General features: G+C 38.7%; 11 protein-coding genes. 5 read left to right on the plus strand and 6 right to left on the minus strand.

From position 1 onward, the window contains the following. Positions 1 to 94: 94 nt before the first annotated feature. The 6 genes from mioC to rpmH form a co-directional block, all read right to left on the minus strand. Positions 95 to 544, minus strand: coding sequence for an FMN-binding protein MioC (gene mioC, locus AAEZ22_RS13710; RefSeq protein ID WP_179807568.1), 450 nt, complete (start codon positions 542 to 544; stop codon positions 95 to 97). 1,025 nt (positions 545 to 1,569) lie between these two features. Continuing rightward, positions 1,570 to 2,934: a tRNA uridine-5-carboxymethylaminomethyl(34) synthesis GTPase MnmE gene (gene mnmE / locus AAEZ22_RS13715; protein ID WP_086996465.1), complete on the minus strand. Its 1,365-nt coding sequence runs from the start codon at positions 2,932 to 2,934 to the stop codon at positions 1,570 to 1,572. A gap of 135 nt (positions 2,935 to 3,069) precedes the next feature. Beyond that, positions 3,070 to 4,704: a membrane protein insertase YidC gene (yidC, locus tag AAEZ22_RS13720; protein WP_011329640.1), complete on the minus strand. Its 1,635-nt coding sequence runs from the start codon at positions 4,702 to 4,704 to the stop codon at positions 3,070 to 3,072. 8 nt (positions 4,705 to 4,712) lie between these two features. Continuing rightward, a complete protein-coding gene (gene yidD, locus AAEZ22_RS13725; protein WP_011329641.1) occupies positions 4,713 to 4,988 on the minus strand; it encodes a membrane protein insertion efficiency factor YidD in 276 nt (91 codons plus the stop codon). 128 nt (positions 4,989 to 5,116) lie between these two features. Continuing rightward, a complete protein-coding gene (gene rnpA, locus AAEZ22_RS13730) occupies positions 5,117 to 5,539 on the minus strand; it encodes a ribonuclease P protein component (protein WP_011329643.1) in 423 nt (140 codons plus the stop codon). A gap of 7 nt (positions 5,540 to 5,546) precedes the next feature. After that, the gene (rpmH, locus tag AAEZ22_RS13735) at positions 5,547 to 5,681 is read right to left on the minus strand and encodes a 50S ribosomal protein L34 (RefSeq protein ID WP_004335215.1); all 135 of its coding nucleotides are present in this window, start codon (positions 5,679 to 5,681) and stop codon (positions 5,547 to 5,549) included. Positions 5,682 to 6,198: 517 nt separating this feature from the next. Here rpmH and dnaA point away from each other — a divergent pair. From dnaA to glyQ, 5 genes are all read left to right on the plus strand, one after another. After that, a complete protein-coding gene (dnaA, locus tag AAEZ22_RS13740) occupies positions 6,199 to 7,581 on the plus strand; it encodes a chromosomal replication initiator protein DnaA (protein ID WP_041454303.1) in 1,383 nt (460 codons plus the stop codon). A 13-nt stretch (positions 7,582 to 7,594) separates the two neighbouring features. Next, positions 7,595 to 8,698, plus strand: coding sequence for a DNA polymerase III subunit beta (gene dnaN, locus AAEZ22_RS13745; RefSeq protein WP_011326734.1), 1,104 nt, complete (start codon positions 7,595 to 7,597; stop codon positions 8,696 to 8,698). Positions 8,699 to 8,713: 15 nt separating this feature from the next. After that, positions 8,714 to 9,808: a DNA replication/repair protein RecF gene (gene recF / locus AAEZ22_RS13750; RefSeq protein WP_011326735.1), complete on the plus strand. Its 1,095-nt coding sequence runs from the start codon at positions 8,714 to 8,716 to the stop codon at positions 9,806 to 9,808. Positions 9,809 to 9,820: 12 nt separating this feature from the next. Next, positions 9,821 to 12,247 carry a DNA topoisomerase (ATP-hydrolyzing) subunit B gene (gene gyrB, locus AAEZ22_RS13755; RefSeq protein WP_352297644.1) on the plus strand — a complete coding sequence of 809 codons (2,427 nt, stop codon included), beginning with the start codon at positions 9,821 to 9,823 and terminating at the stop codon, positions 12,245 to 12,247. 141 nt (positions 12,248 to 12,388) lie between these two features. Then, complete coding sequence (glyQ, locus tag AAEZ22_RS13760) at positions 12,389 to 13,291, plus strand: glycine--tRNA ligase subunit alpha (protein ID WP_011326737.1); 903 nt, start codon at positions 12,389 to 12,391, stop codon at positions 13,289 to 13,291.

Genomic DNA, 13,291 nt, shown 5'->3' on the forward strand with positions numbered 1-13,291 from the left:
CTATAAATGCAGTTTAATCAGTGTTTATCCACAAAAACTATTAAATTATTAGTAAATTGTGGGTAACTTTAATTTGGTTTTTTAGCTTGATCTATTAATTTAAGCCTGTTTTAGCTAGCCAAGAGTCAAGCCAGGCCAGTGCAGTATCCTCTGGTAGCGCTTCATCAAGAATATTAAGATCTAAGCGTTCGGCTACTCTAAGTGCACCTTTTTGTGCTAATAACTCATCTATATTGCGCCCAGCAAGGTTATAAGTATCGTAACTGGTATCGCCTAAACCAATGACTGAGTATTTTATATTAGATAAATCATCAGCTTGTATTAAATCGTCAATAAAGCTAATCAGATTTTCAGGGTAATCCCCTGCACCATAAGTGGATGTACATATTAACCAAATAGTATTTTGCTGATCTATATCGTTAAATGCTGGCTGTTCATGTAGTTGCGTACTAATACCTTGAGCATTAAGTTGATCAGCTAATTGTTCTGCAACATATTCAGCGGATCCCATTTGGCTGCCAATAATAATATTTACTGCACTCATTAATTTTTGTGATCACATGGCTTTTAATTGCCGCTTATAATAACTGAGTTTGTATAACAGTAAAGTTAAGATGTATAACTATTTTAGCTGTAAATTTAGCCTTACTTACTTGTGATGTTTTAAGTTGTTGATTAAATAGGGTTTAACAAATAATCTTTAAATGTAATCTTCTGATCAAGTTGTTGATAACAGTGGGGAAAGCTCTGTTTAAAGCCGCTTTATTATTTATGATTGATCGCTAAGTTATTGATTTAAAAAATATGAAAATGCTTAAATAGACATTATTAAGCAATAATATATAGCCTGATCATAATGTGGATAGAATGCCTGTTGATAAGTGCTATTTAGATCATAAAATAAATTTAAATGAGATCAAATAAAGCTGATCTTTTTATTAAATGAGTCAATTAACAGTAAATAGTTAGTTTTAATGGCGGATCTAGGATATTTACTTAGTTAAATACGGAAATTTAAGTCTCTATAAAAGGTAATAAAGGCTAATTGTGGATAACTGATCTGAGATTATTTATTTTTTCAGCGCAGATCATCATTAATTTTAGCTAACTTGGCCGACCAAAAATATAATTCACGCTTACTTGGTGTTGTGTTGCTCTACTCAATTTTATAAATATGCGTAATTTAGAGTCAATAAAAGCCTAAAATAGGCTCCTATATTGAATAAATTATAAACATATATTGCAGCTCTTAAGCTTAATTAAGGCTATTTTAATAGGAAGTATTACCATAATAGCCACCGTAAAATTGATCCACTGCAGTTAAAATAGCAGTCTGTTTTGTAAAAAACAGACTGCGTTAATGCTATAAATTAGCCGTTTTATAGCTATTAAAGTGGCATTATTTTTAGTTAAAACGACATTACTCTAACAAATAAAGACTGGCCAGCTCTTATCAGGCATTAATATTAGCGCAATAAAGCTGTTTTTAGGGAGGAAATAGGTAGTGAAAGCAGGGGATTTTGACAATAAAAAAGAGCCTCTAGGGCTCTTTAAAATATATTTGGCAACTTATTTACCAATACAAAACGAGCTAAATATTTTTCCAAGTAGGTCATCTGAGGTGAATTCACCGGTAATTTCGTTTAGATATTGCTGGGTTAAACGCAATTCTTCGGCGAGTATTTCGCCCGCTATATGCATTTCTAACTGAGCTTTACCTGTATCTAAGTGGTACGCTGCATGCTCAAGCGCATCAAGGTGGCGACGACGTGCCATAAAGCCGCCTTCTGTTGCACCATCAAAACCAATACAGGCTTTTAAATGCTCGCGAACCAGCTCAATACCGTCGGCATTTTTAGCACTTAAACTGATGACCGGGTATTGCTGATTTTGCTCCATACCAACAACATCGCCCGATAAATCGGCTTTATTTCTAATCACTGTAACCCCTAATCCAACGGGTAATTTAGCCATAAATTCTGGCCAAATTTTATGGGGATCAGTATCAATAGTGTCGGTTCCATCAAGCATAAACAGCACTCGGTCGGCTTGGTTTATTTCATCCCATGCGCGCTCAATACCTATTTGTTCTACTAAATCAGGGCTTTCACGCAGACCTGCTGTGTCTATAATATGCAGTGGCATGCCATCTATATGTATATGTTCACGTAGTACGTCACGTGTAGTGCCGGCAATTTCGGTTACAATAGCGGCTTCGCGCCCAGCAAGGGCATTTAATAAGCTTGATTTACCCGCATTAGGGCGACCGGCAATAACAACCCGCATACCTTCGCGCATTATGCTGCCTTGCTTAGCTTGATCGGTTACCGTATTGAGCTGGGCAATAATGGCATCTAAATCGCCAGAAACTTTACCGTCAGATAAAAAATCGATTTCTTCATCGGGAAAATCAATTGCGGCTTCTACGTACATACGCAAGTGAATTACTTTTTCTACAAGTGTTTCTATGTGCTTAGAAAATTCACCTTGGAGAGACTGTAGGGCGCTTTTAGCGGCTTGCTCGCTTGTGGCATTAATTAAATCGGCGATGGCTTCTGCTTGTGTTAAATCAAGCTTGTCATTCATAAATGCACGTTCAGAAAACTCCCCAGGCTTTGCTAAACGAACGCCCTCTATTTTACTAATTTCTTTAAGTAACATATCCAGTACTACAGGACCGCCGTGGCCTTGTAGTTCAAGTACATCTTCACCAGTGAATGAGTTAGGGCCGGCAAAGTAAATGGCAATACCTTGATCAAGTTGCTCGCCAGCAAGGCTTTTAAATGGCACATAATCGGCGTAGCGAACTTTAGGTATTTTACCTACTACTTTTTCGGCAACACTTTTAGCAAGGCTGCCTGAAACGCGAATAATACCAACACCACCACGTCCGGGGGCTGTTGCTTGTGCTGCAATTGTGTCTTGATTGATCATGCTATTAATTTGCCAACAATGAGTAACTTTATGGCGGTATTGTAACCTATGGATTTATTTGTAGCGAATAGCTGTGGTGAAAAACAGGTAATAAAAAAGGCGACCGAAGTCGCCTTTATATAAGTAGGAGCTTAATTAGCCTCTTACTTTAATACCTTTCTTTTCCATGCCGCGGTAGATGATGAGCATCTGGACAATAGAAATAAGGTTAGACACTAACCAGTAAAGAACTAAACCAGATGGGAACCATAAGAAGAACACAGAGAAGATAACCGGCATAAAGGTCATCATTTTTTGCTGCATTGGATCGGTAACCGTCATAGGCTGTAATTTTTGCGTAATAAACATACTGGCGCCAAATAAGATTGGTAACACGTAGTATGGGTCTTTCGCAGAAAGGTCAGTTAGCCAAAAAATAAATTCAGCGTGGCGAAGTTCTGTTGATTCTAAGAACACGTAGAACAAGGCTAAGAAAATAGGCATTTGTAGCAAAATAGGGAAACAGCCACCCATAGGGTTCACTTTTTCTTTTTTGTACATTTCCATTGTGGCTTGGCCGAATTTTTGACGGTCGTCACCAAATTTTTCTTTAAGCGCTGCCATTTTAGGCTGAAGGGCACGCATTTTAGCCATTGAAGTATATTGCGCTTTAGTCAGTGGGTACATTAACGACTTAACGATAATAGTAATGGCAATAATAGCCACACCCCAGTTACCTAAAATACTGTGTAACCACTTTAACAATACAAATAAAGGTTGTGAGATAAACCATAACCAACCGTAATCTACGGTTAAATCTAAATCTGGGTGAATAGCTTCAAGTACATCAGACTCTTTAGGGCCCATATAATAAGTCGCAGTAAGTGTTTGCTCACTACCAGCTTGAATATTAACCGCTTCGTCTTTAACACCAATGATGGCAGCATTACTCTTAGTAATTAAACTATAAAGTGTATTTGACTGATCCTGCATTGGAACCCAAGCACTTACAAAGTAATGTTGAATAAACGCAACATAGCCACCAAGTGTAATTTTATTTAGGTTTTTGTCAGCCATATCTGAAAAACTGTACTTTTCGTACGGGTCATCATCAGTACCGTATGCTGCACCTAAATAGTTTTGATCAACCATGCTGCCTTTGTCTTGTACAGTGCGCTTAACTTGTGTGTAAAGCTGTACTTGAAGTGGCGTGCTAGTGGTGTTGTTAATTGTGTATTCTAAAGCAACATCATATTGACCTTTTTTGAATACATAGGTTTTTGTAAAGTTAACACCATTACTATCAGTAAACTGTAGCGGCACTCTAAGCTCATCACCCGTTAAAGTGTATGACTTTTGCTCTACGTGGTAAGTTGGGCGACCTTGTGCAGAAGCATCAGGACCATTTAAGCCAATTAAACCACTTTGTGAAAAGTATTGTTTACCATCAAACTCACCAAGCAGCATATAAGGTGTTTCACTGCCTTTAGTTTCTTCATATTGAAGTAAGTAAGTTTCAACAATATCACCGCCTCGGGTATCAATTTTAACTTTGAAAACATCTGTTGTAATTTCAATTACAGAGCGTTTTGCTAAAGTTGCTGAGGCAGGTAACGCAGAGTCAGATGAAGTTGGTACATAATCTTCTGATTCTGATGATGTTGGGTTTAATGTTTGTGTGGTGGCACTCGGATCGGCTTTTGGCGTGTTGTAATCAGTATTCCATTCTTGAAATAATAAAAACGACACCAGCATCAGGCCAATGAATAAAAACGTGCGTTGCGATTCCATAACAGCTCTTATTTCTCGTGTTGGTGGTTAATATGGGTTAATTTTTCAGGAACGGGGTCGTTCCCACCTGAATGTAAAGGATGGCATTTTAATATGCGTTTAACTGCTAACCAACTGCCTTTTACTGATCCATGCAAATTAATTGCTTGAATAGCGTAACTAGAGCACGTTGGATTAAAACGACAATGCGGACCTAATAGCGGGCTAATCCACTTTTGATAACCGCGGATAAATAAAACTAAACAATACGTTGGCAAAGCAACAAGTGGTTTAAGTAACCTCATGATATATATGCTCCTACGTAAGTTTAGTAAATAGATACCATGTATTTAAAGACTCAATATGAGATTTCAAATGCATGATTAAAAGGTGAGCTAAAGATACCTTAATTAACCCTGTAATTCTATTGCTATTAGGTCTGTTTATTTGATTTAACTGATTTATTAGGGCGCTTTTTAAAAGGTGGTGGTTTGGGCGCACCCGGTTTGCAGCGCTCATTAATTTTACGCCACAACTTGGTCAGTTGTTTGGTTAATTCTTCATTAGACTGCTCATCAATACCACTTTTAACCATAAGCACAATATCTATATTGTCGATGTTGTGTTTATTTAAACGAAAGCATTCGCGAGCTAAACGTTTAATACGGTTACGTTGACATGCCTTTTTAACTCGTTTTTTAGCAACAGTAAGTCCTAACCGAGGTTGATCTTGGTCATTAGGTTTAGCTAAAAGAGTAAAGAAAGGAGTTGCAGCCCGGGCGGGTTCATTAAATATGCGAGAGTAATGCGAGGGAGTTAACAGACGTAACTCCCTGCCAAAGTTAAAGTCTTCCACTTATAAATTAAGCAGAAAGAACTTTACGGCCTTTAGCGCGGCGACGAGCTAATACTTTACGGCCATTTACAGTTGCCATGCGAGCACGGAAACCGTGAGCACGTTTGCGTTTTAAAACGCTTGGTTGAAAAGTTCTTTTCATAACAATCTCTTCCGATCGGTTAAAGTTAAAACATCCTATGCAGGTCGCGATCCTGGCACAGGTGCCATTGCGAGCGCGAGATATTATAGATGAAGTGTATTAAAGTCAATCATAATTACGCACTACCCTTAGAGTATACCAGCTATTTAATGTAGATCATAAAGAGTGATCTATTAGGATCATCATTAATAAGAAGTTTTCCACAGCCCCTGTATAAAAAGTGAATAAAAGCAGGGGAAAACTAAATTAGATCGCAGATTTGTTTCGCGATCCAGAGCTAATTTTGTTATGATCTATGCTCAGGCTTTAAAATTAAACTTGTATTAAATCATTGTGTTAAGTGTTTTATACCGTGATATCAACAATTTTATAAAAATCAGTCTTTTACTTGTGGATAAAGTGTCTTCATAATAGCCGGTCTTGGGTCGCTTATTGGGCCATTTAAACGCATTACAGAGGTGATTTTTAATCATTAATGATGTGCGGGAATAAAAATTATATCTCTGGGAGTTTGACTGTGTATCTGTCGGTTTGGCAAAGTTGTTTATATGTATTGCAAGATGAATTGCCTTCGCAGCAGTTCAGTATGTGGGTGCGGCCACTACAAGCAGAAAGTACCGAAGATACCTTGACGATTTATGCACCTAATCGCTTTGTACTAGATTGGGTAAGAGAAAAATACCTAAATAGAATTAATGAATTATTAGTAGAGATTTGTGGTGTTGAAGCTCCAGAGCTACGTTTTGATGTAGGCAGTAAGCCTTTATTAAATGCACAGCCTGTATCTGTTGCTGGAACGCAATCGGCGCCAACTACACAAGCCAAACAACAATCACGACAACCAAAACCTGTTGTAGAGCCAGCGCCAAAATCTGAATATAAATCGAATATAAAAGAAAATTATACCTTTGACAGTTTTGTTGAAGGTAAATCAAACCAGTTAGCAAAAGCAGCAGCAACACAAGTTGCAGATAATCCAGGTGCCGCTTTTAACCCTGTATTTATATACGGTGGTACAGGTTTAGGTAAAACGCATTTATTGCATGCTGTAGGTAATGGTATTTTGGCTAATAAGCCAGATGCAAAAATAGTTTATATGCATTCAGAGCGCTTTGTACAAGATATGGTAAAAGCACTGCAAAATAACGCGATTGAAGAATTTAAGCGTTACTATCGTAGTGTTGATGCGCTAATGATTGATGACATTCAATTTTTTGCTAACAAAGAGCGCTCACAAGAAGAGTTTTTTCATACCTTTAATGCGTTATTAGAAGGCAATCAGCAAATAATTTTAACCTCTGACCGTTATCCAAAAGAGATAGAAGGCGTTGAAGACAGACTTAAATCGCGTTTTGGTTGGGGTTTAACTATTGCAATTGAGCCTCCTGAGCTTGAAACACGCGTTGCTATATTGATGAAAAAAGCGCAGCAGAGTAAAATTAATTTACCGCACGAAGTCGCCTTTTTTATTGCTAAAAAATTACGATCTAATGTACGCGAACTAGAAGGTGCGCTTAATCGTGTTATTGCCAATGCTAACTTTACCGGTCGTCCTATATCTATCGACTTTGTAAAAGAAGCGCTACGCGATTTACTTGCCTTACAAGATAAGCTAGTTACCATAGATAACATACAGCGCACTGTGGCAGAGTATTACAGAATTCGTATTTCTGATCTGCTGTCTAAACGCCGTAGTCGCTCTATAGCAAGGCCTCGACAAGTTGCTATGGCATTATCTAAAGAGTTAACCAATCACAGTTTACCTGAGATTGGAGACGCCTTTGGTGGCCGCGATCATACAACTGTATTGCATGCGTGTCGTAAGGTTAAATCACTACGTGATGAAAGCCACGAAATTAAAGAAGATTACCAAAATTTAATAAGAACATTGTCATCTTAAGGCTGACTTTATTATGCAAATAACAATATCAAGACAACAGTTTTTAAAGCCATTAGTGCAAGTATCGGGCGCTATTGAGCGTAAGCATACATTGCCAATTTTATCTAACGTATTGTTAGCAGTAGAAAACGGGCAACTTTCAATGACAGGTACCGACCTTGAAATTGAACTCGTTGCAAGCGTGTTTGTAGGTGATGATATTGCCGATACTAAGTTAACATTACCGGCTAAAAAATTACTCGATATTTGTAAAAGCCTACCAGATGGTTCAGACCTAACGTTAAGCTTACAAGAGCATCAGTTATTACTAACCAGCGGTAAAAGTCGTTTTTCGTTAACGACCTTAGCCGCCGAAGACTTTCCTAATTTAGAACAGTGGGATGGCGAAGTTGAGTTTCAACTAACGCGTTTAGAGCTGCGAAAATTACTAGAAAGCACGCATTTTTCGATGGCGAATCAAGACGTACGTTACTATTTAAATGGTATGTCGTTTGAAGTAGACAATACTGACATTAAAACAGTGGCCACTGATGGACATCGCTTAGCTATTGCACAAAAGCAATTAAAGCAATCGCTTAATACGCAGCGTCAGCTAATTATACCTCGTAAAGGGGTGCAAGAAATTATGCGCCTTATGGTAGCCGACGAAGAACTAGTCACTATTCAGTTTGGTGCTAATCATATTCGTATTATCGATATAGAGTTTACCTTTACTAGTAAGTTAGTTGATGGACGCTTTCCTGATTACCGTCGTGTGTTACCTCGTGGTGGCGATAAAGTCATTACTGCTAATCGCGAATGGTTACGTAGTGCGTTTCAGCGAGTCTCTATTTTATCTAACGAAAAGTTTAGAGGTGTGCGTTTAAACTTATCCAATGGTTTGTTAAAAATCACTGCTAATAACCCTGAGCAAGAACAAGCTGAGGAAGTAGTAGAGGTTGGTTACGAAGGCGCCGACCTAGAAATAGGCTTTAACGTTTCTTATGTACTTGATGTATTAAACACATTAAAAACAGAAGATGTACTGTTTACATTGGCCGATTCAAACAGCAGCGCACTAATTGAAGGTGCAGGCGATGAAGAAGCAATGTACGTAGTTATGCCTATGCGTTTATAAGACTATAAGTACCCAATGAGCTTAAGTCATTTGAGCCTCAAATATTTTCGTAATATTGAGGCGCTGACGCTAGAACCAGTTAACGGCGTTAATATAATTTATGGTGAAAACGGCAGCGGAAAAACCAGCCTTTTAGAAGCTATTTATTACCTTTCACACGGCAAATCTTTTAGAACATCAAAGCATAAAAGTATTATTGCGCATCAGCAAGAGCAGTTTGTAATTCATGGCCGTAAAGCTATACACGACTTATCTATTCCTATTGGTATTAGTAAAACCCAAGCGGGCGAAACGAATTTAAAAATTCAAGGTAAGGCGAGCCGAAAAATATCAGAACTTGCACAGCTTATGCCGGTACAAATAATTACTCCAGAGAGTTACTCGTTATTTTTTGGTGGGCCTAAAGAGCGCAGAAAGTTTTTAGATTTAGGTTTGTTCCACGTGGAACATGAGTTTTTCTTTTTATGGCAATCGTTCAATAAAGTGTTAAAACAACGAAATGCGCTACTAAAAAGTAAGCCAAAGAATTATTTTGACCAAATTAAGTTTTGGGACAAAGAATTTGTTAGACTGGCTGAGCAAATAAATAAATTAAGAATGGCGTATATAAGTAGGTTTAAGCAGCAGTTTTTTGATAAAATGTGTGCAGAATTAACGCTAATACGCGATTTAGAAATAAGCTTTAATGCCGGCTGGAAAGAGAGCGAATCTCTTAGCGATGCATTAGAGTTAAACTTTGAGCGAGATGCTCGCCAAGGTTTTACTAGTAAAGGGCCTCATAAGGCTGATTTTAGTTTTAGTGTCGCTGGCAGTAGCGTTGAGAATATTTTCTCTCGTGGACAATTAAAGCTATTACTTTATGCGTTAAAAGTAACGCAAAATAGTTTAATTGAGTCAGAGACAGATAAGCAATCTATATTGCTAATAGATGATTTACCTTCAGAGTTAAGCGAAGATACAAAAGAGAAAGTGGGGCAACTATTAGCTCACTGCAGTTCTCAAATTTTTATATCTTCAATTTTGTCTGAAAGTATTTCTGCTGTGGTGGAACCCATGCAACGAGAACTGCAAATGTTCCACGTGAAACATGGCAACCTAATAACAAGATAAGTGGGATTAACCATGTCTGAGAATTATGACTCGTCGAGTATAAAAGTACTTAAAGGATTAGACGCAGTAAGAAAGCGTCCTGGAATGTATATAGGGGACACCGATGATGGCACGGGCTTACACCATATGGTGTTTGAGGTCGTCGATAACTCTATAGATGAAGCCTTAGCAGGTCATTGTGATGATATTTTTGTAACGATTCACTTAGATGGTTCGGTATCTGTACGAGATAACGGCCGTGGTATCCCAACTTCAATTCATGAAGAAGAAGGTGTATCTGCAGCCGAAGTAATCATGACGGTACTGCATGCCGGTGGTAAGTTTGATGATAACTCTTATAAAGTTTCAGGTGGCTTACACGGTGTTGGTGTATCGGTTGTTAACGCATTATCAGAAAAGCTTAAATTAACAATTCGCCGTGAAGGTAAACTTCATGAGCAAACATACTCTCATGGTGTACCAGATGCGCCATTAGCCGTAATTGGCGACGCAGACACAACTGGTACAGAGTTACGTTTTTGGCCAAGTGATCAAACATTTACTAACTTAGATTTTCATTACGACATTTTAGCTAAGCGCTTGCGCGAGCTTTCATTTTTAAACTCTGGCGTAAGCATTATTTTAAATGATGAGCGTGAAGAGAATAAAAGTGATCACTTTAAATACGAAGGCGGCATCAGAGCGTTTGTAGAGTATTTAAACCGTAATAAAACACCTATACATAAAGGTGTATTCCACTTTACACATACGCGTGAAGAAGATGGTATTGTTGTTGAAGTGTCAATGCAGTGGAATGATGCTTATCAAGAAAACATATACTGTTTTACAAATAACATCCCACAACGTGATGGTGGTACTCACTTAGCCGGTTTTAGATCTGCGCTAACACGTACACTTAACAATTATATGGAAAAAGAAGGCTTTAACAAAAAAGCTAAAACAACCAGTAATGCAACGGGTGATGACGCTCGTGAAGGCTTAACTGCTGTTGTAAGTGTTAAAGTACCAGATCCTAAGTTTTCATCACAAACTAAAGACAAGCTAGTTTCGAGCGAAGTTAAGTCTGCGGTTGAACAAGCAATGGCTGAAAAATTCACTGAGTTTTTATTAGAACACCCAACAGATGCCAAAATTGTTGTAGGTAAGATAATAGATGCGTCACGTGCGCGTGAAGCTGCACGTAAAGCACGTGAAATGACACGTCGTAAAGGTGCAATGGACTTAGCCGGTTTACCTGGTAAGTTAGCCGATTGCCAAGAAAAAGATCCAGCACAATCAGAACTATACATAGTGGAAGGAGACTCTGCTGGCGGATCAGCCAAGCAGGGACGTAACCGTAAAAACCAAGCTATTCTTCCGCTTAAAGGTAAAATATTAAACGTAGAAAAAGCACGTTTTGATAAAATGCTTTCATCACAAGAAGTAGCAACACTCATTACGGCATTAGGTTGTGGTATTGGTCGTGATGAATATAATCCTGAAAAACTGCGCTATCACCGTATCATTATCATGACAGATGCTGACGTGGATGGTTCGCACATTCGTACCTTATTACTTACGTTCTTTTATCGCCAAATGCCTGAAATTGTTGAGCGCGGATATATTTATATTGCACAACCACCACTTTATAAAGTGAAAAAAGGTAAGCAAGAGCGTTATATTAAAGATGATCCAGCACTAGTTGAATACCTAACAACACTTGCTTTAAATAATGCAACTTTGTACACCAGTACAGATGTAAGCGGTATTGAAGGCGAAGCACTAGAAAAAATCGTTCACGATTATCAAAATACCGTTAAGGTAATTGAGCGTCTAAAACGTAAGTTTCCTAATACTGTAATGAACCGTCTTATTTACCAAAGTGAACTGAAAAAAGAAGATCTTTCAGATGAAGCTAAAGTAATAGCATGGACTAAAGAATTAGTTGATGACTTAATTGATCGTGATGAAGATGCTACTATTTTCCAAGCTGCAACAGAGCACGATACTGAGCGCAATTTATACTACCCAGTAGTGAAAATTCGTCAGCACGGTGTAGATAAAGCGCACGTACTTCATTATGATTTTATAGCTTCACACGATTATCAGCGCATTGCTGTTACTGGTGTAAACATTGCAAATATCATTACTGAAGGCGCTTATATTCAACGCGGTGAGAAAACACAACCTGTTGATAACTTTGTGGATGCTTTAGAATGGCTAATTGCTGAATCTAAGCGTGGCCTCTATATACAGCGCTATAAAGGGTTGGGCGAAATGAACCCAAGTCAGCTGTGGGAAACTACAATGGATCCCGATGCACGTCGTATGCTACAAGTAACCGTTGAAGATGCAGTAGCTGCCGATCAGTTATTTGCAACGCTAATGGGTGACCAAGTAGAACCTCGTCGCGAGTTTATAGAACAGAACGCGCTACGCGTAGTTAACCTAGACGTATAATTAGTAATACTACTCACAAAAAAAGGAGCCAATGGCTCCTTTTTTATTTTTTCAATTGCACAAACTGCTTAAAACCTGCGTGTGCACAAGGTATACTGAGGGTAATTTTCACGCTACTTCTCAGATAGTAAAAAGCCAAATATGCAAAAATATGACGTTAAAACCTTTCAAGGTTTGATCCTGGCTTTACAGGATTATTGGGCGCAGCAAGGCTGCGTTATTATTCAACCACTTGATATGGAAGTGGGCGCTGGGACATTCCACCCGCAAACATTTTTAAAATCGATTGGCCCAGAGCCAATGTCGAGTGCATACGTACAACCGTGTCGACGACCTACCGATGGCCGTTACGGCGAAAACCCAAACCGCTTACAGCATTATTACCAGTTTCAGGTTGTGCTAAAGCCTTCGCCAGATAATATTCAAGAGCTTTATTTAGGCTCTTTAGCGGCCGTAGGCATAGATACCTTAACAGACGAAGTGCGCTTTGTTGAAGACAACTGGGAATCACCTACCTTAGGTGCGTGGGGCCTAGGTTGGGAAATTTGGTTAAACGGCATGGAAGTAACCCAGTTTACCTACTTTCAACAAGTGGGCGGCATTGAGTGCTCACCGGTAACTGGCGAAATCACTTACGGCCTAGAGCGTTTAGCCATGTATATTCAGGGCGTAGACAGTATTTACGACCTAGTTTGGGCTGATGGCCCGCTTGGGCGAGTAACTTACGGCGATGTGTTTCATCAAAATGAAGTAGAACAATCTACTTATAACTTTGAGCACGCCAACGTAGAAGATCTATTTGCTCAGTTTGATAAATGTGAAGCAGAGAGCCAAAAGTTAATTGAAGCAAACTTACCGTTACCGGCTTATGAGCAAGTAATGAAGGCATCGCATGCATTTAACTTATTAGACGCGCGCCACGCAATTTCGGTAACCGAACGCCAACGTTACATACTACGCGTTCGTGCTTTATCAAAAGCGTGTGCACAAAGTTATTATGATAAACGTGAAGCGCTTGGTTTCCCGCTGTGTAAGGATAAGTAG

Source organism: Pseudoalteromonas sp. 20-MNA-CIBAN-0454, assembly GCF_040308685.1.
GTDB classification, from domain to species: Bacteria; Pseudomonadota; Gammaproteobacteria; order Enterobacterales; family Alteromonadaceae; genus Pseudoalteromonas; species Pseudoalteromonas nigrifaciens.

Excerpts from the sequence above, each read along its gene's own strand:
- dnaN (WP_011326734.1), top strand. The coding sequence starts at position 7,595 with ATGCAAATAACAATATCAAGACAACAGTTTTTAAAGCCATTAGTGCAA.
- mioC (WP_179807568.1), bottom strand. The coding sequence starts at position 544 with ATGAGTGCAGTAAATATTATTATTGGCAGCCAAATGGGATCCGCTGAA.
- yidD (WP_011329641.1), bottom strand. The coding sequence starts at position 4,988 with ATGAGGTTACTTAAACCACTTGTTGCTTTGCCAACGTATTGTTTAGTT.
- mnmE (WP_086996465.1), bottom strand. The coding sequence starts at position 2,934 with ATGATCAATCAAGACACAATTGCAGCACAAGCAACAGCCCCCGGACGT.
- glyQ (WP_011326737.1), top strand. The coding sequence starts at position 12,389 with ATGCAAAAATATGACGTTAAAACCTTTCAAGGTTTGATCCTGGCTTTA.
- yidC (WP_011329640.1), bottom strand. The coding sequence starts at position 4,704 with ATGGAATCGCAACGCACGTTTTTATTCATTGGCCTGATGCTGGTGTCG.
- recF (WP_011326735.1), top strand. The coding sequence starts at position 8,714 with ATGAGCTTAAGTCATTTGAGCCTCAAATATTTTCGTAATATTGAGGCG.
- gyrB (WP_352297644.1), top strand. The coding sequence starts at position 9,821 with ATGTCTGAGAATTATGACTCGTCGAGTATAAAAGTACTTAAAGGATTA.
- rpmH (WP_004335215.1), bottom strand. The coding sequence starts at position 5,681 with ATGAAAAGAACTTTTCAACCAAGCGTTTTAAAACGCAAACGTGCTCAC.